This is a genomic window from Mobilibacterium timonense (assembly GCF_900155555.1).
Taxonomy (GTDB): Bacteria; Bacillota; Clostridia; order Peptostreptococcales; family Anaerovoracaceae; genus Allobaileyella; species Allobaileyella timonense.
This window is the reverse complement of record NZ_FUHN01000007.1, coordinates 53955-75418: the sequence shown is the minus strand read 5'-3', so window position 1 is coordinate 75418 and position 21464 is coordinate 53955. Positions and strand designations below refer to the sequence as shown.

The window sequence follows — 21464 nt, the reverse complement described above, 5'->3', positions numbered from 1 at the left end:
TTGTGATCTTTAGTGTAAAAAAACCACCGGCTAAGCCGGTGGAGTAAGAAGCTTTAGCTTCAAGAAAAAACCTCCTGTGATATCATGAATGAGGCTTCCAACCGCACTCATGTAACAAAGGAGGAATAAATCGATGGGTAATATTACCAAAACCGACATCAATAGTTTAACACATTCGAAGTGGCGGTGTCAGTATCACGTAGTGTTTGCGCCGAAGTACAGGAGACAAATTATCTACGGAAAAATAAAAGAGGATATTGGCAAGATACTTAGGCAGTTGTGTGATCAGAAAGGCATAGAAATAATAGAAGCGGAGTTGTGCCCTGATCATGTACACATGCTGATATCAATTCCGCCAAAATACAGCGTATCGCAAGTGATGGGATATCTGAAGGGAAAAAGCTCACTGATGATATTCGACAGACATGCGAATATGAAATATCGGTATGGGAACAGGCATTTCTGGTGCCGTGGCTATTATGTCGATACAGTTGGCAGAAACAAAAAGGCAATCGCAGAATACATACGAAACCAACTGCAAGAAGATATCGCAAATGATCAATTAACATTGAAGGAGTACATAGACCCGTTCACGGGTAGCAAGAATACGAAGGCATAATAAAAAGCGCCCTTAGGCGCAGCCGGAAAATAGAGATGCGGTTGGCAGTCTATTTCGGTGCGTCTTAAGACGCCTGCAAGTAACAGGCCCTTTTAGGGCAAGGACAAACCACCAGTTCAACTGGTGGTTATGATTTGTTTCCATATTTGTGCATATTTATAGAAAAAAAACAAATGGCAGCCCCGGAAGGCCGCCATTCTCCATATTTATTCAGACTTCAGAGCTGTCTCTTCATCCTCTCCGCTCTTCAATTTCCTGATCACCTTTACACTGACCTTGTGGTCGTACCAGTTTCCGTGAGTCCCCAGGAGAGCCAGGTCGAATTCCTTTTTCAGCTCAGGCACGGGCACGTCGAAACCGTAGACTTCTTCATCATAACCATCGTCATAATGGACTACATCCGTGGTCGGCTTGATGAGATCTTTCTTGTTTTCCTCAGCTTCGCTGGCAGTGCCTCTGTACAGCCTGACTATGTTCTGAGGCACGAGGGTGATATGGATGGTCATTTTGCCGTTCTTTACGGTGAGAATGCCGTGGTCGTTGTAGGCTTCATTCACGTGGAACATTGAGCTGTCAGTGGTGAATGATGAGAGGTATTTCCCGTCCTTCAGAGAGGACTTTCCCGAGCCGTTCCCGGAAGAGCAGCCCGTGAAAGCGCACATAACTGCCGCTGCCACCAGGAGACACGCAAGCGCACTGATCTTTTTTCTCATTTCCCTCACTACGCACTCCCTACATCACGGCTCTCGTGTGAGCCACATAGATCTGCTGAATTGCCGGTATCCTGCCCATCCCGGCGATCTGCGTGTCGACCGAGTCGAAATACCCGGAATCCTCGAACTGGCTCTTCCATGAATCCTTGTCGTCTCCGGCCATGTCGTTGTTCGCGTGATCTCCGGCCACTACCATGAGGTCCCTCAGAATGACCTTCTTGTATCCTGCCTTCTTTACTTTCTTTATCACCTGCTTGCACGCGGTGTCCGCAGGCTTTCCTTCTACCGTGCCGATAAAGACGTTTGCATATCCGAGGTTATTCATCTGCGTCTGCATCTGGTCGTACGTCACGTTGGCTTCATGGGACGTTCCGTGGCCCATGAGGACGAAGGCCACACCGTTGTTTCCGGCATCCTGGACGCTGGAGTATCCCGCCGTCTTTACAGCCTCCGCGGTCACGGCCTGTGCTACCGCCTGCTTGTCCTGATTGATGACGGTGGCATCGGAACCCACCTCACCCAGGAGAGGCTCCGCGATCTTTACGGATGTGAATTTGTCCTTGTGCTCATCCACGGCTTCCTTCAGCTGGTCGTACTCTTCACCATGCATGAGGTGAGTTGGCTGTATGATGAGGTTCTTGACACCGTTTTTCTCCGCCCTGTCGAGAGCCTGCTCCACGTTGTCGATCTTCTCTCCATCCCTCGCCTGGATGTGGTTGATAATGATCTGCGAGGTGAACGCCCTCCTTACGGACCAACCAGGGAACGCAGCGATCATAGCCTTTTCCACTCCGCCGATATCCGCTGCCCTGCTGTCGTTATACGAAGTGCCGAAGCTCGTCACCAGGATCTCGTTTTCGCCGATCCCGTCCTGATTCAGCGGATCGTCCTTCGAAGCATCTCCTGTGTCCTTTCCGAAGTAATCGGGATCTGCGTATTTTCCCTTGACCATGGACTTCTGCTTGTCTGTCAGCTTGTCCCAGGCCTTCTTCGCATCTTCGCACTGCTGATCCGTCTTCGACGTCCTCTCCTGGACATAGATGGCATCGATCTTTCTGGCGACCGCATCGGCGGCCTTCTGGTCCTCTGTCTTTTCGTCCGACGAAGACCCGCACCCAGTAACGGCCGCAGCAAGAGCCACGGTCATGGCCAGGACGAGAATAACAGACGTCATTCTTCTCTTCATGTTCTTTCTCCTCGATGTTCCTTAAAGCAATAAAAAAAATCGCAGATGCGTTCTGCGAAAGCCAACGAAACAGCGGGGGATCAGCACATCAACTGAAAACCGTAGGCCAAAACGACCCGCCGTAAGCAGCGGCAGGAAAAATGTCCCCGATCATCTAGTCGATATGAAGCTGCACTGCACGTTCCGGTGTCCGCAGAACTGAGGCACTGTGCCGGAGGCACAAGAGAACAGGCAAGTATTCTGACTTATTGCAGCCTGATGATACGCTTTTCATCAGGGCTTTCCGCATCCTTCCCAGGGCGGCGCCCCAGTGGAACAACAGCGGAAATACCGCAAAATACAGCAACGGCCTTGCGCAGGACTCTCATCTGCTTCCATGACCTGTTCCCTCTTTAACGATATTATGATGTTATCACCACAGAGATTTTCATTCAATCTCTGCAGAAAAAGCATCGCGATTCAAATTTTTTATCTCTGTGATGCCAAGGATTTTTCCCTGTTCCGCAAGCTCCAGATTCCGGCGGTTTATGTCCCCGGCGGCCTCGAGGCAGTTTATGAACGAGCCGCATTTTTTCATCAAACAGAGAGCCTTATCATAGTTTTCGTCTCTTATATACGAGAAGCTGTTTTCTATCACAGTCTCCGAGGCCAGCTCCGATGCAACTTGAGCGTCTATGTCTCCCTCGTGGAGCACGCCTGCTGCAAATGGCACACCCATTCTCTGAAGAGCCCTGAACGTGCCGACTCCCGTTCCTCCTCCGGCTATGACGAATACACGCGGCTCGCCGGAATTTTTTTCCATCTCCAGGCTGCCGAAGAACGGATCGTAGCTCCCCGTGTCCAGGTCGTACAGCGACGTGATGTTTTCCCTGCTGAAGATCTCGTCCGGCGACCCGCAGGCGGTGACCATCCCGTCCTTCACGCACATCACCTCATCGGAGATCCGCTGCGCCAGATCGAGCTCATGCATCGACATGATCACGGTAACATTCCTGTCGCGGACAAGCGTCCTAAGAATGTTCAGGAGCTCCAGCTTGTATCTCACATCCAGGTAGGACGTGGGCTCATCGAGGACGAGGAGCTCAGGCTCCTGTGCGATCGCCCGCGCGAACAGCAGGCGCTGCCGCTGTCCGTCGCTGATCCTCATGAAATCCTTTTCCCCGAGATCCACGGTGTTCGTGAGCTCCATCGCACCGTCAACAGCCCTGTGATCTCCATCATCGAGGATACCCAGTTTACCAGTATATGGATATCTGCCGGTCTCCACCACGTCACGGCACGTGAGCCTGTCCGTGGTGATCCGCTGTGTGAGCATGACCGACGCCTTTTTTGCAAGCTCCTCTGGAGCGATGGACCTGACGTCGCAGCGATCTATATACACCGCTCCTTCTATCGACGGTAGCTGCCTTATCATGGTCTTGAGGATGGTAGATTTGCCGCTGCCGTTCGGTCCGAGGAGGGTGAGGATCCGCCCCTTTTCCAGGGAGACGTCCACGTCCCTTACGACCGCCCTTCCATCGTAGCCAGCGGATAGACCCTTGAGCTGAAAATAGTAATCCATATTATCTCCTGCGCCTCCTGATCATCACCCAAATGACTACAGGCGCTCCGAAAATAGCGGTAACCGAGCTGATGGACAGCTCCACAGGGGAAAAGGCCGTCCTGGCTATGAGGTCGCACAGCAGGCAGAAGTCTGCTCCGCAGAGGAAGCATCCCGGTATCATCACCAAGGGCCTTGACGTCCTGAAAAGGGATCTCACCAGGTGGGGCACGGCGACTCCCACGAAGGAGACCGGTCCGGCGAAGGCGGTGACCACGGCCGACAGAAGGCTGGAAAGGAGCACCAGGCCGAACCTGAATCTTCTGATGTTCACACCGACGCTCCTCGCGTATCCCTCTCCCATCTGGTATGCGCTGATTGGCTTCGACATCAGAAAGGCGGCGGCGAAGGCGGCGATGACGGTGATCGCAATGATCCTGTCGCTCTCCCAGCTCATGCCGGAAAAGCTCCCGAGTGACCAGCTGCGGAGATCCACTATGCTGGCATCGTCCGCAAAAGTCACCATGAGGTCGGTGACCGCCGAGCATATGTACCCGATCATCACACCGCCTACTATCAGCATGGCTGAGCTGCTGACCTTTTTCGATACCCCGAGTACGCACAGCATCGCTATCATGGATCCGGCAAAGGCCGCGATGATCATGGCGGCGGGCATCAGGATCAGCCCCTCTGCAGCGGTCAGGATCATGACCGCCGCCACCACCATCTTTGCCCCCGAAGAGATCCCCAGCACGTAGGGGCCAGCGATCGGGTTGTTGAAAAAGGTCTGAAGAAGGAATCCCGAGACGGACAGTGCGCCCCCGAGCAGCATCACTGCGACGAGCCTCGGCAGCCGTATCTTCCAGATCACGGCGGCCCCGAGGTCATTGCTTCCGCTCCCCAGGCTTCCGATCGCCCGCACCAGGTCGTGAAACGGCATTGACACCGTTCCGATGCAGATGTTCGCCGCCACCAGGACCACAAGGAGGACGGCGAGGAACACGAACGCCGCGGCGTATCGCCCCCTCCTTCCCCGAAGGCTTCCCGGTCCGCCGGTTTTATTTTTTTCGTGAAGAAAATGATACATTAAATGCTCTATCCTCCTCTGCCGCAGAGCCATCTAACTGAGTTTCGTCATGTATGTCAGCTGTTCAGGCGGATCGTCCGACGTGAGGATGGTATTGATGTCCAGGATTATCTGCCCGACGCTCGTGGTGTCCTGATACATGTTCTGGCCAGTGCACCATACGTTTCCTTTTTTCACAGCCTTGAAGTTCCTGAGCAGCGGGCTCATGGCCTCCAGCTGATCCAGGGATCCGGTCGGCCCCTCTATCGTGCTGTTGTAGATGAGCACGTCGGCGTCCTTCGCCTTCTTGTAGAACTCCTCCATGTCGATGGTGACTGTGGCCCTGGCGTCGTCCTTATCTCCGATGTTCTTGAAGACATACTCCCCGCCTGCCATCTCGATCATCTTGCTCACGTAATCGCCGCTCTTCCGGACCACCACCTGGCCGGACGGCAGTATAGTAAAGAAGGCGACCGTCTTGCCCGTGTCGGTCTTCTTGATGCTCTTGACTTTCTTCACCTGCTCGTTGAAGATCTCATTCGCCTGGTCTTCCTTGTTCAGCATGGCCCCGTAGACCTTGATCCACTCGGTCCTTCCGAGGGGTTCCTTTTCCAGACTCGCCTGGTCCATGAATACAGGAATGTCAAACTCTTCCAGCTTCTTCTTCACGTCCGGTGAGTGGTTGATCATGGTGTTCTCGATGGCCAGGTCGCACTGCCCCGACGCCAGCATCTCGTAATCTGGCTGGTCGTATTTCCCGGCATAGGTTATTTTGCCCTGCTCCATGGCCGTTCTGGCGTTCTGTATGTACCAGTCCTCCGCCTGAGCGCCCGAGTATTTGATGTTGTCCAGTCCGTCCAGCTTGTCGAAGAGGCACATGGACGCCGTGGCCGCCAGATAGATGTGATCCAGAGGCTGCTGGAGCACGACAACATCTTTATCAAGCCCCTTTGGCGCCTTCTTGCCCTCTGGAACGACGAGGAACTGGCTTCCGTCGTGGAGCTTGATGAGCTTGTAACCGCCTTTGTAATAATCTATAGCGAATTGGTCGGCGTATTCCAGTTTCATGTGGCTTTCCGGCTTCCAGCCCTTTATAGGGCTAGTCTCGGCATCTTCCTTTTTCACCAGGGAGCATCCTGAAAAAAGCACCGCTGCCGCGGCGGCGATGCACACTATAGAGATGAGCGATAGGATCTTTCTTTTGCGCATTTTGTCATATGTCCTTCTATTTTCCGGATTTGATCTTCTTCAATGATGACGAATCAAAATGGATGGTATAGTCGATGAGGTGAGGAGTGCTCATGGCCGTGGTGAGGGCCTGTATGCTGATGTCCTGATCCAGCACGACCGGGACGTCCATCCGCGAATTCCCCTTCTTGTTGATCTTCTTGAACTGGACTCCGCCCATCTGGACATACTGATAGTATTCACTGCTCCACTTTATTCTCGCGGTCAGCTGGCCCTTGCGCGCGATCACCACAGCCGGAGACGATATGTGAGCCCGGCCGGACCCTCCTTCCAGCGTGACATCGACCTTGTACTTTCCGTCTTTTACTTCGCTGCTGACCATGTCAGACCGCTTTAGGCCAGTGGCCCTGAACGTGACACTGCAGTCCTTCCACTCGCCGTTCTCGTACACAGCGATGTCCTGCTTCCAGTTCAGTGCATCCACGTTCATGGTGAAAGAACCACCGGTGCCCTGTATGACATTTCCCTGATCAGCCTCTGCACTTGCAGGATCACCTTTATAGATCTGTGTTATGGACGAGTCTCCGAGTTTGAAGCTCACCTGTATCGAGCCCGATGAAACGGTGATGCTGCAGTCATCGCAATTTTTGAAGGCGCTGCTTCCTTTTACAGTGCCATCGTAGCTTCCGTCCTTGAGCTGCCAGCCCATTACGGGCGAGTCGGCAGACTGGCTTTTTTTCGCCGAAGCGGCAAAAGCGCCAAAGCACGCCGATGCGGCAAGCACCGCTGCCGTGAGCACAATGATAAAGACTTTTTTCTTCATGTGGTATACTTCCATTCGAAACGACCTTCCTGTCCAGGATCCGATGATCTCACTACACAAGTGAAAAAATGGTATCACCCATGAGCTTTTAATGTCAACGCCGTGGGGCCTCCATAGGTCGTATCTATATTTTTTGCGGATCTTATTCAATTTTCTTTCCTTTATTAATGCGAATTTTTGCATTATCCTAATATAGTTAACCAGATCAGATAGTTACAGGAGAAACCCATGGATCTTCTGAAAAACGTAAATGGAAAAATGCTTCGCTGCGGTTACACCACGGGGAGCTGCGCCACAGCTGCCACCAAGGCGGCAATGTCCATGCTCCTCACTGGGAAGCGGATATCATCCGTGGTCATACACACCCCTGTGGGCTTTGATGTGACGACTGAGGTCCTCGACATATCGATGGACCGGGAAAAAGTCAGGTGCGCCGTGCGCAAGGACCCCGGTGATGACCCTGATGTCACACGGGACATGCTGGTCTATTCTGAGGTGTCTCTCTGCGATTCCGGTGTCCACATCTCCGGCGGCGAAGGCATCGGACGCGTGACGAGACCGGGCCTCGATCAGCCCGTGGGCGAGTATGCCATCAACTCCGTTCCAAGGCGTATGATCGCTGAGGCGGTCCAGGAGGTATCCGCAATGTATGGATACTCCGGCGGTGCCGATATCGAGATATCCATTCCCGGAGGAGAGGCCGTCGCCAGAAGGACATTCAACCCGCGCATGGGGATCGAAGGCGGTCTTTCCATCCTCGGGACCAGTGGTATAGTGGAACCTATGAGCTGCAAGGCTCTCACGGAAACCACGAACGTGCTGATAAAGCAGTGCAGGGCCCGCGGAAACACACGGATCCTCCTGACGCCCGGCAACTACGGGTACGAGTTCGCCGAAAACGACCTTGGCCTGGACATGTCATACAACGTGAACTGTTCCAACTTCATAGGGGGCGCCCTGGACAGATGCGCCGAGCTGGGGTTCACACGGATCCTTCTTGTGGGCCATATCGGCAAGCTCGTCAAGCTGGGCATCGGAGCCACCAACACCCACTCTTCGGAGGGCGACGGCAGGCTCGATTGCCTCATCCGGTGTGCGCTGGAGGCTGGCGCACCGCTCCAGGCCCTTCAGGAGCTCGACCGGTGCGTGACCACAGATGCGGGACTTGACGTGCTACGGAGATACGAGGCGTGCCGGCGCACCATGGATGTCCTCGGGAAAAAGATCGGCGATACCCTGGAGCGGCGCGTGCCAGCGGATATAGAGACGGGTTTCGTGTGCTTCACGAGAGCAGAAGGCCACAGGGGCGTTTTGTGCAGGAGCGAAAACGCCTTTTCAATAATTCCTGCCAGGAGGTAAAAAGATGGTACATATCGTAGGCGCGGGATGCGGAGCGCCGGATCTCATAACGGTAAGGGGAGCAAGGCTCATCGGTGCCGCAGACGTGATCATATATGCTGGTTCCCTCGTGAACCCTGCCCTTCTCGACTACAGGAAGGAGGGCTGTCAGGTATTCAACAGCGCCCGGATGACGCTGGACCAGGTGATGGAAGTCATAAAAGAATCAAATGATGAGAGGAAAGACATCGTCCGGCTCCACACCGGTGATCCCTGTCTGTATGGCGCCATCCGCGAGCAGATGGACAGGCTTGAAGATCTGGGCATCCCTTACGAATACTGTCAAGGCGTCTCCAGCTTCAGCGGAGCGGCTGCCGCACTCAAGGCGGAGTATACGCTTCCGGATGTGAGTCAGAGCGTCATCATCACACGAATGGCGGGACGGACACCTGTTCCGGAAAGAGAATCCATAAAGTCTTTTGCGTCACATCACGCCACGATGGTGATCTTCCTCAGCACGGGGATGACGGAAAAAGTCCAGGAGGAGCTTCTGGCGGGCGGTTACAGCGAGGACACCCCGGCGGCCATAGTGTACAAGGCCACCTGGCCTGACCAGAAGGTGGTGAAATGCACCTGCGGAACGCTCCACCAGGCCGCCGTTGAAAACGATCTGCACAACCTGGCGCTGATCACCGTTGGAGATTTCCTCGGCAGCGACTACGATTTTTCGAAGCTCTACGACCCCTCTTTTTCCACCGCATTCCGAAAGGCGGACGAGTAGATGGAGATGAAAAAGGATATCGCTGTCATTTCATTCAGCGAGAAAGGTGAAGAACTTGGAAATCGTATCGCCGCCGGCCTCCGCGATCCGTACGGTGCGGATGTCACCGCGGAGAGATGCAGGCATGGCGGGCTGTCCCGGTGGACGTCGGAAAATTTTGAAAAAGACGCACTCGTTTTCATCGGCTCCTGCGGCATAGCCGTCAGGGCCGTTGCTCCCTTCGTCGCCAGCAAGATGACCGACCCCGCGGTCGTGGTGCTGGACGAGACCGGGAAATACTGCATATCCCTGCTTTCAGGGCACATCGGGGGCGCGAATGACCTTGTCCGGCTCATCGCCGGTCTGACCGGAGCCGAACCCGTGATAACTACCGCAACAGACAGAAACGGTGTCTTTTCCGTAGACGGCTGGGCATCGTCCATGGGGATGAAGATATACGACAGCAGAAACATCCTGCCTGTCGCCGACAAGCTTCTGTCCGGGAACACCGTGACCATGGTCTCAGAGGTGGAGATAAGCGGCGCGGTGCCAGAGGGAGTTGTTTTTTCCATGAGCAGCGCGCTCGGCCACGATTCCGAAGCGGGAGAAGCAGGCGCGGACGTGGTGATCTCTTACCACAATTGTCACAGGTCAGACTCACTGCACATTGTGCCGCCCGTGCTTGTGATGGGCGTCGGATGCAGGAGAGGCACCCCCTTTGCGTCGATCCAGGAGGCTTTCTCCTCTGCGTGCAGCAAGATGGACATACATCCGGCTTCCCTTTGCGCGGTCAGCTCTGTGGACCTGAAAAGAGAGGAAAAAGGACTCATAGAGTTCTGCCAGTTTCACAACGTGGCATTTCACTGTTACACGGCGAACGAGTTGAATGGAGTAATGGGAGATTTTACTCCTTCTGGTTTTGTCTCCAGGATCACGGGCGTCGACAACGTGTGCGAACGGAGTGCGGCTGCGGAATGCGGTCCTGAAGGTCAGGTCATTATGCACAAGACGATCATCAACGGGATCACCGTTTCGTTCTCGGTGAAGCACGGGGATTTCGCCTTTGACCAGCAGAAAAAGCGATAACACAAAACAGAAAGACAGGGATAAATGAAGAAATTATATGTAGTCGGGATCGGCCCCGGGAACGGCGACAACATGAGCTGCGCCGCGGTAAAAGCCATCAACGAGTCCGAGGTAATCGTGGGATACACGAAATATATACAGCTGGTGGCGCCCCTTTTCCCGGAGAAAAAAGCGATAGACACGCCCATGAGACAGGAGATCGACCGCTGCCGCAAGGCTCTTGAGCTGGCGGAAAGCGGGATGACAGTTGCCATGATATGCAGCGGCGACGCCGGCGTTTACGGAATGGCCGGGCCGGTCTACGAGCTGTCTCCGGAATATCCCGATGTGGAGATACGGGTGATACCCGGCATCACCGCCGCCCTTTCCGGAGCGGCCGTTCTCGGAGCGCCACTCACCCACGATTTTGCGGTGATAAGCCTTTCCGACCTCATGACCCCATGGGATAAAATAGAAAAGAGACTGGCCTGCGCCGGTGAGGGCGACTTCTGCGTAGCCATATACAATCCTTCCAGCAGGAAAAGATCCGGCTATCTGCGCAGGGCGTGCGATGTCCTGTTGAAATACAAAAAAAAGGATACCGTCTGCGGCGTGGTGCGGAACATAGGAAGAGACGGAGAAGGATCACAGGTGTGCACGCTGCTGGAGCTGCGGGACATGGAGGTGGACATGTTCACCACGGTTTTTGTAGGTAACGCTTCCACGAGGAACATCAACGGACACATGGTCACACCAAGGGGGTACAGAATTGACTGATATCATCCTTTTCGGCGGAACATGGGAAGGCCGGATGCTGGCTGATTTCCTGGGTGAAAACGACATCTCATCCATGGTCAGCGTGGTGTCAGAATACGGCGCTTCCCTTCTGTCAGGATCTCAGACGTTGAAGATACGCAGCGGCGTGCTTCCCCGGGAGGAGATGAAAGAGCTTTTTCAAAGGGAGATGCCCCGCCTGGTGGTGGATGCCACCCATCCCTATGCCTCCCACATAAGCCGGACGATACAGGATGTCTGCTGCGGGCTGGGAATAAAGCACGTTTCCGTCAAGAGAGAGGGATCGCCCACCGACGGGTATATGGTCTTCGAGGATCTGGATCAGATGATCGACCATCTTAACGGTCCGGACAGGAACAAGGTCGTCTTCTCGACTCTCGGGGCTAAGTCCTCCCCTTCTCTCGCCCGCATCGAGCGACATGGCGAAAGAGTTTTTACGAGGATACTACCCTCGGAGACGAGCCTTCGTCAGGCACTGGACGCAGGGATACCGCCAGGCCACATAATATGTATGCAGGGCCCCTTTTCCAGGATGATCAACGAAGCCATGTTCAGGGAGACCAAGGCCTCTGTACTCCTGACCAAGGAGTCCGGAAAGGCAGGCGGGTTCTCCGAAAAGGTCCGGGCTGCCGACGATCTTGACATGGAAGTACTGATACTCCGGAGGCCGGACGCCGATCGGGGTGTGACCGTTGACGAAGCAAAGCAGATGATATTGAGAGAAGTAAAATGAAAAAAGTCTACATAGCGGGCATGGGAATGAGCCGCAGCACATTGACTCTTCGAGGTGAAGAAGCCGTCAGGAGTTCCGGTCTGATAATAGGAGCAAAGCGGATGCTCGGGGAATTTCCGGAGATCGATGCCGAGAAGGTCGTGGAGTTCAGAGGAGCTAAAATAGCCGGGATCGTCCGGAGATATTCAGGCGAGGTGGTAACGGTGCTGGTATCTGGCGATACCGGATTTTTCAGTGCCGCAGACGGGCTCATCAGGGCGCTATCCGGTGTGGATACGGAAGTGGAAGTCATCCCCGGAATCTCCTCGATGAGCTACTTTTTTGCAAAGGCCGGCATCCCCTGGCAGAATGCGGCGCACATCAGCTGCCACGGCAGGGATTGCAATGTTGCCGATCACGTGAGGCGAAACAGGTACACTTTCATCCTGACCGGAGGCAACACCGGGGAGATCGGCGCCGGGCTTGTGAGAGCCGGTTTCGAAGGCCTCCCTGTACTCATAGGTGAAAACCTGGGCAGAGAGTCAGAGTCCATCAAGAGTGCTCTGGCCGAGGAGCTGGAGACCATGGATACAGCATCCCTCACCGTGCTCCTTGTTTGCAACCCGAGCCCGGATGATTCTGTCCCCTCCGGCATCCCGGACTCTCGCTTCATCCGGGGAGACGTTCCCATGACAAAATCAGAGATCCGAAGCGTGGTTATGAGCCGGCTCGCCCTCCGTCCGGAAGAGACATTCGTGGACATCGGCGCGGGCACCGGATCGGTCACGGTCGAGGCCGCCCTGTCCCTCTGGAAAGGCAAGGTCTTCGCCATAGAGAGGAACGCGGATGCGGTCGATCTCATAAGGCAGAACTGCCGTAAATTCCACGTCGGAAACGTGGCTATAATCCACGGCACCGCACCCGAGGCCCTTGAAAAAATAGAGGCGCCCCACGCGGCATTCATCGGGGGAAGCGGAGGAAATATAGAAGAGATCGTCAAGACTCTGTGTGCGATGAACCCTCACATCAAAATAGTGATCACCGCCATAGCCATCGAGAGCCTGTACGATGCCGTGAACGCACTGTCGTCAGCCGGCATGGATCCGGAGATATGTCAGATCTCCGCGGCCCGCTCGAAGAAAGCCGGCAGTCTGCACATGATGACAGGACAGAATCCCATATTCGTGATCTCAGCAGGAGGCGAAGATGAATGACCGAATAATGATAGCCGGGACGAATTCGGGATGCGGAAAGACGACTGTGACTACCGCCCTTCTATCTATCCTGAAGGAGATGGATATCCCTGGCGGCGTCTCCGCCTTCAAGTGCGGTCCTGACTACATCGACCCCATGTTCCACCGGAAGGTCCTCGGACTTCCAAGCCACAACCTGGATCCCTTCTTCAGCACACCTGAACAGATGAGGGATCAGCTGGGCCTGCCATCCGGGATCTCCGTGATAGAGGGAGTCATGGGTTATTACGACGGCATCGGCACAGAAGGCCGCTGCAGTTCGTGGACCGTCGCATCTGCCACGAGAACGCCAGTGATACTCGTGATCAACGGCCGGGGCATGTACACGTCTGCGGCCGCGGTCCTAGAAGGTTTCATGAACCACCGACCCGATTCCATGATAAAGGGAGTCATCTTCAACAACGTTAATGAAATGGTCTACAAGGGCCTTGCGGAGATCGCCAGAGCGGCCGGAGCAGAACCGCTTGGATTCCTGCCCCACGACCCCGACATCACCATCGGGAGCCGCCACCTGGGTCTCATAACCGCAGGCGAGATCCCGGACCTGGATCAAAGGATCATCCACCTGAGAGAGACCGCGTCACACACTCTGGACGTCGAAGGCATACTCAATATCGCCGGTACGGCGACCGGGTGCGTCAGGCAGGATCTGCCGTTTCCCCGCGATCTTCGCGAAAAAAAAGGAGCTTTTTCAAAGCCCGTGATCGCAGTCGCCAGAGACGAAGCCTTCAGCTTTATATACAGCGAGACCATAGAGGCCTTTGAGGACCACGGGGGTGAGATAGTTTATTTCAGCCCTGTCCACGACAAAGGGATACCTGAGGCAGCGTCAGCCGTTTATCTGCCGGGCGGCTATCCGGAGCTCTATTTAAAAGAGCTTTCGGGGAACCAGTCCATGCTGAGTTCCGTCAGGGAAAAAGTAGCGTCCGGCATGCCGATGATAGCGGAGTGCGGAGGATTCCTCTATCTCCACGAGTCCGTGGACGGTGTCCCCCTTGCGGGAATAATACCAGGAGATGCAGAGAGGACGGACAGGCTCCAGAACTTCGGGTATGTGACGCTAACAGCCGGCGAGGACTCTCTGCTCCTGAAAAGAGGTCAGAGCCTTCCCGCCCACGAGTTTCACTATTACAAAAGCACCTGCAGCGGTGGGTCGTTTACGGCCCGGAAGGCCTCTAACAATAAGACATACAGCTGTGTCCACGCAACTGACACCGTCTACGCAGGCTTCCCCCACCTCTACCTGGCATCTGCGCCGGAGGCGGTGGAACGTTTCATATCAAGAGCGCGGGAATATGATAGCAGTAAAAGGGGTAATGAGAATGAGTAAACTAAAGGAGATCCTGTCGGAGATCGAGCCCGGTGACCAGGCGGCCGCCGAAGCATGCCAAAAGCATCTGGACCACATCGCCAAACCGCTAGGCTCACTTGGAGAGCTGGAGAACATCCTCTGCATGATAGCCAGGGCCCAGGGAAGTGCGAATATTTCAACGGGAAAAAAGTGCGTCCTGGTCTACTGCGGCGATAACGGCATAGTCGCTCAGGGAGTGGCTCAGTCCGACCACACCGTGACCACCAGCATCGCCAGATCTCTGGCCGCGAACCATTCCAGCGTGTGCGTGATGGCCTCGTCCTGCGGGGCGGAGACCTTTCCCATAGACGTTGGAATGGTGGATGATGTTCCGGAGATCATGGATCGCAAGGTGGCTAGGGGCACGCATGACTTCTCCGAAGGCCCCGCAATGACCCGTGAAGAGGCTGAGAAAGCCATAATGACCGGCGTTGAGTCCGCAATAGAGATGAGCCGCAAAGGCTTCGACATCATCGCCACCGGCGAAGCGGGCATCGGAAACACATCTTCCTCCAGCGCCGTGGCCAGCGTCCTCCTGGGCCTGGATCCTGAAGTGGTCACGGGCAGGGGCTCCGGCCTGACAGATGACGGCCTGAAGCGCAAGTTAGATGCAATCAGCAGGGGCATATCAGACAATCGCCCCGACAGGAACGACGTCGTTGACGTCCTCGCAAAAGTCGGTGGATTCGACATCTGCGCCATGTGCGGAACTTTCATCGGAGGGGCCCTGTCCCACACACCAGTGGTGATGGACGGGCTTATCTCCTCTGTGGCCGCCCTCTGCGCCTTCAGACTTTCAAATGCGGTCAGGGATTATATGATCCCCTCTCACAAGAGCGCAGAGCCAGCTGCAAAGCATATCATGGAAGAGCTGGGCTTCACCCCGATCCTGGACGCGAGAATGCGTCTGGGAGAAGGAAGTGGTGCAGTGACCCTTTTCCCGGTCATCGACATGGCTGCCTCGGTCTACAGAAACGCTGCGGTCTTTGAGGAGATAAATGTCGAACAGTACAGGAGGCTTTCATGATCTTCCTCATCTCGGGAGAAAACAACAGCGGGAAAAGCGTTTTTGCGGAGGATCTCATCACCTCCGTCTCTAAGTCTCCCGTATATGTTGCGACCATGATATGCAGCAGCGAAGACAACCAGCGGAGGATCCTGAAGCATCAGATCCGCCGTGAAGGCATGGGATTCAGGGACGTGGAAGAGCCTCTCGACCTGATGAGCGTCCCGGTCAGCCGAGAGGATTCCGTGCTGCTGGAGGACCTGTCCAATCTTCTGGCAAATGTTGTTTTCCAGGGAAAAGGCGACGGATCTACGGTCCTCGGCCAGATAAAGGATATGGCCGATAGATGCAGCCGTCTTTTCATAGTCACCATCTCCGGTCTCGACCCATCACTATATGATGGCGAGACCGCCGGATACATAAACGAATTGAATCGGCTTAATTCCGATCTTGAAGAATTATCAGAGGTACACGTGGAGATGACGGACGGCCGTCCTGTGTACCTGAAAGGAACACCAGAAGATGTCCATTAAATCTTTTCTCATGGCGGTCTCCACATATAGCGCCCTCCCCGTCCCTCAGTTCGAATGGACGAAGGAGAACTGGCAGTATGCCATCTGCTGGTTTCCCTGCGTGGGAATATTGTCAGGAGGCCTCACCGCCGCCTGGATATTTGCAGCCGTGTATTTCGGCATATCCAGGCTGCTCTTTGCGTGCATCGCGGTGACCATCCCCATCGTAGTAACCGGTGGGATACACATGGACGGCTTCATGGACACCGTCGACGCCATTTCGTCTCATCAGCCGATGGAAAGGAAGCTGGAGATGCTCAAGGACCCCCATTCCGGAGCATTCGCTTCGATCTATGCGTGCGTATACCTCATCGTCTCGCTGGGCCTATTCGCCCAGCTTGGACCTGTCAGCGTCGCTTACATGATCTGCCCGGGATATGTGTTCTCCCGGTCCCTGTCGGCTTTTTGCGCGGTGACCATCAAGAACGCCAGAGGATCAGGCATGCTGAATTCCTTTACCGAGGGGATCCACAAGAAAAAGGCCCTCGCCATCATCGTTTCTATCATGGTGATCTCGGGAGCCGCCATGGTAGCCATCGGCGGCCGCGCCGCTGCACTGCCCATCGTGATCGGCATCATTGTCACACTGTGGTACAAGCATTTCACCATCAGGACCTTCGGCGGGTGCACCGGTGATACCGAAGGCTTCTTTCTCCAGATCTGCGAACTGGCCATGCTGGCGGGAACTGCAATAGCAGGAGGTGTTTTATGATGAATCAGATACTGCTGATCCGCCACGGAAAGACCGCAGGAAATATTCGACGAGCCTATATCGGGTCTACCGACGAGCCGCTCTGCCCGGAAGGTCTCAAACAGATGCGTCTGCTTTCCAAGGAAGGCCTCTCAGCTCAGAGGATCATCACGAGTCCGATGAAGAGGACCATCGAGTCTGCTGCTGTCCTGTTTCCAGGCATGAAGTCCGTACCAGATCCTGGTCTGAGAGAAACGGACTTCGGCGTGTTCGAAGGAAAAACAGCCGATGAGATCTCATCTGACCCGGAGCTCGGCCCGCTCTACTCGGCGTGGCTGGACACCGGATGTCAGGGACCCGTTCCCGGAGGCGAAGACATAAAGAGCTTCAAGGAAAGAGTCTGCAGCGCCTTTGAGTGCCAGATGGCCAAGATCCCTGAATGTGCGACCGCGGCCTTCGTGATCCACGGTGGATGCATCATGGCCATCATGGAGAAGTTCGCCATTCCCCACCACGACTTCTACCACTACCACATAGCCAACGGAGCCGCTATAAGGTGTACCTGGGACGGATCACATCTGGAGATGACTGGAGGTGCCCTGTGCTGATCATCTTCCAGACTGCTTCGTTGATCATCGGATACATCCTGGATCAGATGATCGGCGATCCCCGGGGATGGCCACACATAGTCATTTGCTTCGGCAAAGCCATCTCCTTTTTCGAAAAGATCTTTTACCGTATGCGGAATAAACGCCTCGGCGGGACACTTCTGTGGCTGTGCGTGATCATCACCTGCACCGGCGTACCATCCCTGCTATTAGCGGCCGCATGGCACATTTCTCCCTGGGCATACCTGGTCCTCGACTCACTCATCTGCTGGCAGCTGCTGGCGGTGAAAAGTCTCCGGGTGGAGAGCCTGAAGGTGTACCAGGAGCTGGAGGACGGCACCCTGGAGAGCGCCCGACAGGCCATACACATGATCGTCGGAAGGGATCCGGAGGCCCTGGACCGGACGGGCATCATCAAAGCCGCTGTGGAGACCGTGGCGGAAAACACTTCAGACGGTGTGGCCTCTCCCCTGTTCTACATGTTCATCGGTGGGGCCGCCGGAGGATGCCTGTACAAGGCGGTCAACACCATGGACTCCATGATAGGCTACAAGAACGCCAGATACGAGGACTTCGGCCGCACGGCCGCACGGATGGACGACGTTTTCAATTTCATTCCATCCCGGTTATGTGCCCTGTTCATGATAATGGCTTCCAGGCTCCGGGGATTCGATGCAGAAAACGCCCGCAGGATCTGGAGGCGGGACAGGCGTAAGCACGCCAGCCCGAACGCCGCCCAGACCGAATCAGTGATGGCAGGAGCCCTGGATGTGCAGCTGGCCGGAGACGCGATCTATTCCGGGAGAGTGCTGAAGAAGCCGTTCATCGGCGACGACATACGGCCAGTCGCCGCCGGCGATATAATCTCCTCCCACAAAATACTGAACACCACCGCGCTTCTCATGTTCTCGGCCGGCATCCTGCTTAGAGCCGCATTTATCTTTCTTGCGATCCTGTGAGACGAGGAAAAAAGGAATTTCTTATGGAGCGATTTGAACACGGCGGGGACGTCTACGACATCCCCGGGATAAAATACGATTTTTCCATCAGCTGCAACCCGCTCGGCATTCCGGGGCCTGTGAAGGAAGCACTCTGCAGCAGCACGGATCTATATTCCAGATACCCTGATACCAGGTGCAGGAAGCTGAGGAGATCGATATCCGGATATCTCGGAGTGCCTGAGGATATGATCCTCTGCGGGAACGGCTCTGCAGATCTGATCAACCGTATCTGCGCCTGCTTCCGGCCGGAAAAAGGGCTGGTGACCGCCCCATCCTTTTCCGACTATCAGCGGTGCATAGAGCTCTACGGCGGGAAAGTGGATGAATATCCGCTTCATGAAGATGATAACTTTCGGGTCAGACCGGATATCCTCGACCGGATCACGGATGAGACCGACATCGTCTTCCTGTGCACCCCCAACAATCCCACGGGGCAGCTCATAGACCACGGGCTCCTCTGTGAGATCTCTGCGCGGTGTGAGGAACGCGGCGCGCTCTTCGTGCTGGACGAGTGCTTTCTCCCCTTCACCAGCGGACGATCAATGCTTGATGTGGTCGAAGACTTCTCCCACACTATAATACTCAGGGCGTTCACCAAGCTGTATTCAATGGCGGGCATACGTCTTGGACACATCGTCGGAGATCCGGACGTCCTGAGCAGGATAAGCCCCTACGGCGGTGAATGGAGCGTTTCCATTCCCGCCCAGGTCTGCGGCATCCGGGCCCTCGAACTGGAACCCGGGTGGACAAGGGCGACCGCGGGATACGTTTCCAGGGAGGCCCGGCGCATGTCCGTCAGTTTGAAAAAACTGGGGCTCGTGGTATACCCTCCTGCCGCCAACTACATTCTGGTAAAGAGTCCCGTCCCGCTGGCAGCGCCTCTGAGAGAACGTGGCATACTGGTGAGGGACTGCTCCAATTTCACCGGCCTCGACAACCATTTTATACGCATCGGACTTCTGGACGAGGCGGCCGACGGGATCCTCATCGATGCGATCAAGGAGATACTTGATGGAAACAAATAGCAGAAAAAGAAGAGCAAAGGCGATAATGGTCCAGGGCACCATGTCAAACGCGGGAAAGAGCCTTCTCTGCACAGGCCTGTGCAGGATCTTCAGCCAGGACGGATACAAGGTGGCCCCCTTCAAGAGCCAGAACATGGCCCTCAATTCGGCCATAACTGACGAGGGACTCGAGATGGGAAGAGCCCAGTATGTACAGGCGGAAGCCGCCCGGATCGAGCCCAGCGTCCTGATGAATCCGGTGCTCCTCAAGCCAGTGACGAGCATGGGTTCCCAGGTCATCGTCTGCGGCGAGGTGAGAGGCAACTGCGAAGCCTCGGAATACTACGACAAGAAGCACCTGCTTTTACCTGAAATAAAAAGCGCATACGACCGTCTTGCCTCCGAGAACGACATCATAGTGATCGAGGGCGCCGGAAGCCCGGCGGAGATCAACCTGAACAAGGACGATTTCGTCAACATGGGGATGGCCAGGATAGCCGGGGCTCCAGTCATACTGGCCGGGGACATCGACAGGGGCGGGGTCTTCGCCCAGCTCTACGGCACGGTCAAGCTCCTGACCGAGGATGAGCAGGCCATGATAAAGGCGCTGGTGATCAACAAGTTCAGGGGAGACGTGAGCCTCCTGGGCGACGGCCTGCAGATGATATCCGAGCTCACGGGGAAGCCCGTGGCTGGGGTCGTCCCGATGCTGGATGTGGACATCGACGACGAGGACAGCCTTTCTTCGAGGTTGTCAAGACACGACGAAGACGCCGTGATAGACGTGGCCGTTATCCGTCTCCCGAAAATATCGAACTTTACTGATCTGGCCCCCCTTGAAGCGACGGCGGGCGTCGGTGTCAGATATATTGCTAAGCCCGGTGAGATGGGACGCCCGGATCTCATAGTCATCCCAGGGACCAAGAGCACGATATCCGACCTGCGCTGGATGAGGGAAAGCGGCATCGAGGCGGTCATCAAAGACCTTAGCGGTTCCGGGACTCCGGTCATAGGTATCTGCGGCGGCTACCAGATGCTGGGTGAAAAAATAACCGACAGTGAAGGCGCGGAGGGCGGCGGAAGCATCCGGGGCATGGGCCTGCTTCCAGTTGTGACGGAATTCGAACCGGAAAAGCACCGGACCAGGACCTCCGGCGAGTTCCTCGAGGTCTCGGGGTTCTTCTCCTCTCTTTCAGGCCGTCCTCTGACGGGTTATGAGATCCACATGGGCCGGACGGCTCTTGCGGGTAACGGCTCTCCGCTGATAGGGCTGGAGAGCGGCGAGCTGATGGGATGCCAGCGCGGAAATATATACGGATGCTATCTCCACGGATTCTTCGACTCGGCAGAATGCCGCCGCGGGATCTTCGACGGAATAGCAAAAAGCAAAGGCATCATTTTTTCCCCGGACACCTTCAACTGGCACGACCACAAGGACGAACAGTACGACGAGCTGGCCGACGGCCTGAGGGCCAGTCTGGATATGGATATGATCTACAGAATAATCGAGAAAGGCATTTGAACAGAAATGGATAAGACGACGCACATCGAACTGGAAAACGTGCTTCCCGCGGACATAGAGGCGAGAAGCTTCGAGATCATCCGGTCGGAGCTGCCCCACCCGGTGCCAGAGGAGCTGGCGCCGGTGATAATAATGGCTATCCACACTTCTGCGGATCTTGAATACGCCGACTCGCTGTGTTTCAGCGACGGAGTCATGGATGTCGCCAGAAAAACTCTGCGAGACAGGGCTACGATCGTGACCGATACGAACATGGCCCTGGCAGGGATAAACAACAGTGCCCTTGAGAAACTGAGATGCAGGAAGATATGCTTCATGGCAGATCCGGATGTGGCTGCCGCTGCAAAAGAGAATGGTTTTACCCGTGCCGCCGCCTCTGTGGACAAGGCCGCTTCAATCGACGGCCCTCTTATCTATGCAGTAGGAAACGCTCCCACTGCGCTGGTGCGTCTATATGAAAAAATCAACAATGGCGAAATGCGGCCTGATCTGGTAATCGGAGTTCCCGTAGGATTCGTTAATGTGGTCCAGGCAAAAGAACTCATCATGACCACAGATGTTCCTTATATTGTTGCCCGTGGAAGAAAAGGCGGCAGCAACGTGGCCGCCGCCATCGTAAATGCACTGATGTATACAATTACGAGGAAGTAA

The 21464-nt window shown here is 55.3% G+C and carries 22 protein-coding genes and 1 riboswitch; of the genes, 16 read left to right on the top strand and 6 right to left on the bottom strand.

The genetic code is table 11. The features are described from left to right. Positions 1-133: 133 nt before the first annotated feature. Positions 134-619 carry an IS200/IS605 family transposase gene (gene tnpA / locus BQ7382_RS03330; protein WP_077390623.1) on the top strand — a complete coding sequence of 162 codons (486 nt, stop codon included), beginning with the start codon at positions 134-136 and terminating at the stop codon, positions 617-619. A gap of 206 nt (positions 620-825) precedes the next feature. On the opposite strand, the gene BQ7382_RS03325 is transcribed toward tnpA, so the two are convergent. The 6 genes from BQ7382_RS03325 to BQ7382_RS03300 all read right to left on the bottom strand — a co-directional run bounded on the left by BQ7382_RS03325 (position 826) and on the right by BQ7382_RS03300 (position 7150). After that, complete coding sequence (locus tag BQ7382_RS03325) at positions 826-1332, bottom strand: hypothetical protein (RefSeq protein ID WP_077390734.1); 507 nt, start codon at positions 1330-1332, stop codon at positions 826-828. Between the two features lie 19 nt (positions 1333-1351). Continuing rightward, complete coding sequence (locus tag BQ7382_RS03320; RefSeq protein WP_077390733.1) at positions 1352-2518, bottom strand: sirohydrochlorin cobaltochelatase; 1167 nt, start codon at positions 2516-2518, stop codon at positions 1352-1354. Between the two features lie 213 nt (positions 2519-2731). Further along, a riboswitch (cobalamin riboswitch) is annotated at positions 2732-2918 on the bottom strand. A gap of 27 nt (positions 2919-2945) precedes the next feature. Beyond that, complete coding sequence (locus tag BQ7382_RS03315; protein ID WP_077390732.1) at positions 2946-4079, bottom strand: ABC transporter ATP-binding protein; 1134 nt, start codon at positions 4077-4079, stop codon at positions 2946-2948. Position 4080: 1 nt separating this feature from the next. Next, positions 4081-5145 carry a FecCD family ABC transporter permease gene (locus tag BQ7382_RS03310; RefSeq protein WP_077390731.1) on the bottom strand — a complete coding sequence of 355 codons (1065 nt, stop codon included), beginning with the start codon at positions 5143-5145 and terminating at the stop codon, positions 4081-4083. Between the two features lie 33 nt (positions 5146-5178). After that, positions 5179-6333, bottom strand: a complete 1155-nt coding sequence (locus tag BQ7382_RS03305; RefSeq protein WP_077390730.1) for an ABC transporter substrate-binding protein — start codon at positions 6331-6333, stop codon at positions 5179-5181. Between the two features lie 16 nt (positions 6334-6349). Continuing rightward, on the bottom strand, positions 6350-7150 hold the full coding sequence (locus BQ7382_RS03300; protein ID WP_077390729.1) for a hypothetical protein: 801 nt from the start codon (positions 7148-7150) through the stop codon (positions 6350-6352). A gap of 213 nt (positions 7151-7363) precedes the next feature. Here BQ7382_RS03300 and cbiD point away from each other — a divergent pair, with 213 nt between their 5' ends. From cbiD to BQ7382_RS03225, 15 genes are read left to right on the top strand one after another with little or no spacing between them, the layout of a single operon-like run. Continuing rightward, positions 7364-8494, top strand: coding sequence for a cobalt-precorrin-5B (C(1))-methyltransferase CbiD (gene cbiD / locus BQ7382_RS03295; protein WP_077390728.1), 1131 nt, complete (start codon positions 7364-7366; stop codon positions 8492-8494). A 4-nt stretch (positions 8495-8498) separates the two neighbouring features. Then, on the top strand, positions 8499-9254 hold the full coding sequence (cobM, locus tag BQ7382_RS03290) for a precorrin-4 C(11)-methyltransferase (protein WP_077390727.1): 756 nt from the start codon (positions 8499-8501) through the stop codon (positions 9252-9254). Continuing rightward, on the top strand, positions 9255-10319 hold the full coding sequence (locus BQ7382_RS03285) for a cobalt-precorrin 5A hydrolase (RefSeq protein ID WP_077390726.1): 1065 nt from the start codon (positions 9255-9257) through the stop codon (positions 10317-10319). Between the two features lie 24 nt (positions 10320-10343). After that, positions 10344-11075, top strand: a complete 732-nt coding sequence (gene cobJ, locus BQ7382_RS03280) for a precorrin-3B C(17)-methyltransferase (protein WP_077390725.1) — start codon at positions 10344-10346, stop codon at positions 11073-11075. Continuing rightward, positions 11068-11826 carry a precorrin-6A reductase gene (gene cobK, locus BQ7382_RS03275; protein ID WP_077390724.1) on the top strand — a complete coding sequence of 253 codons (759 nt, stop codon included), beginning with the start codon at positions 11068-11070 and terminating at the stop codon, positions 11824-11826. The genes cobJ and cobK overlap by 8 nt, the downstream gene beginning before the upstream one ends. Further along, on the top strand, positions 11823-13019 hold the full coding sequence (locus BQ7382_RS03270) for a bifunctional cobalt-precorrin-7 (C(5))-methyltransferase/cobalt-precorrin-6B (C(15))-methyltransferase (RefSeq protein ID WP_077390723.1): 1197 nt from the start codon (positions 11823-11825) through the stop codon (positions 13017-13019). The genes cobK and BQ7382_RS03270 overlap by 4 nt, the downstream gene beginning before the upstream one ends. Beyond that, positions 13012-14388 (top strand): cobyrinate a,c-diamide synthase, encoded by a 1377-nt coding sequence (locus BQ7382_RS03265; protein WP_077390722.1) that lies wholly within the window; start codon positions 13012-13014, stop codon positions 14386-14388. Before BQ7382_RS03270 ends, BQ7382_RS03265 begins: the two co-directional genes overlap by 8 nt. Then, entirely contained in the window at positions 14381-15436 is a 1056-nt protein-coding gene (gene cobT / locus BQ7382_RS03260; protein ID WP_077390721.1) for a nicotinate-nucleotide--dimethylbenzimidazole phosphoribosyltransferase, read from the top strand. Before BQ7382_RS03265 ends, cobT begins: the two co-directional genes overlap by 8 nt. Further along, positions 15433-15948 carry a bifunctional adenosylcobinamide kinase/adenosylcobinamide-phosphate guanylyltransferase gene (locus BQ7382_RS03255; protein ID WP_077390720.1) on the top strand — a complete coding sequence of 172 codons (516 nt, stop codon included), beginning with the start codon at positions 15433-15435 and terminating at the stop codon, positions 15946-15948. The genes cobT and BQ7382_RS03255 overlap by 4 nt, the downstream gene beginning before the upstream one ends. Then, a complete protein-coding gene (locus BQ7382_RS03250) occupies positions 15938-16699 on the top strand; it encodes an adenosylcobinamide-GDP ribazoletransferase (protein WP_077390719.1) in 762 nt (253 codons plus the stop codon). The genes BQ7382_RS03255 and BQ7382_RS03250 overlap by 11 nt, the downstream gene beginning before the upstream one ends. Further along, a complete protein-coding gene (locus BQ7382_RS09650; RefSeq protein WP_077390718.1) occupies positions 16696-17286 on the top strand; it encodes a histidine phosphatase family protein in 591 nt (196 codons plus the stop codon). The genes BQ7382_RS03250 and BQ7382_RS09650 overlap by 4 nt, the downstream gene beginning before the upstream one ends. Then, positions 17280-18245, top strand: a complete 966-nt coding sequence (gene cbiB / locus BQ7382_RS03240) for an adenosylcobinamide-phosphate synthase CbiB (protein ID WP_331465911.1) — start codon at positions 17280-17282, stop codon at positions 18243-18245. Before BQ7382_RS09650 ends, cbiB begins: the two co-directional genes overlap by 7 nt. 23 nt (positions 18246-18268) lie before the next feature. Further along, a complete protein-coding gene (locus BQ7382_RS03235; RefSeq protein ID WP_077390716.1) occupies positions 18269-19312 on the top strand; it encodes a pyridoxal phosphate-dependent aminotransferase in 1044 nt (347 codons plus the stop codon). Further along, positions 19299-20813: a cobyric acid synthase gene (locus BQ7382_RS03230; RefSeq protein WP_077390715.1), complete on the top strand. Its 1515-nt coding sequence runs from the start codon at positions 19299-19301 to the stop codon at positions 20811-20813. The genes BQ7382_RS03235 and BQ7382_RS03230 overlap by 14 nt, the downstream gene beginning before the upstream one ends. 6 nt (positions 20814-20819) lie before the next feature. Next, on the top strand, positions 20820-21464 hold the full coding sequence (locus BQ7382_RS03225) for a precorrin-8X methylmutase (protein WP_077390714.1): 645 nt from the start codon (positions 20820-20822) through the stop codon (positions 21462-21464).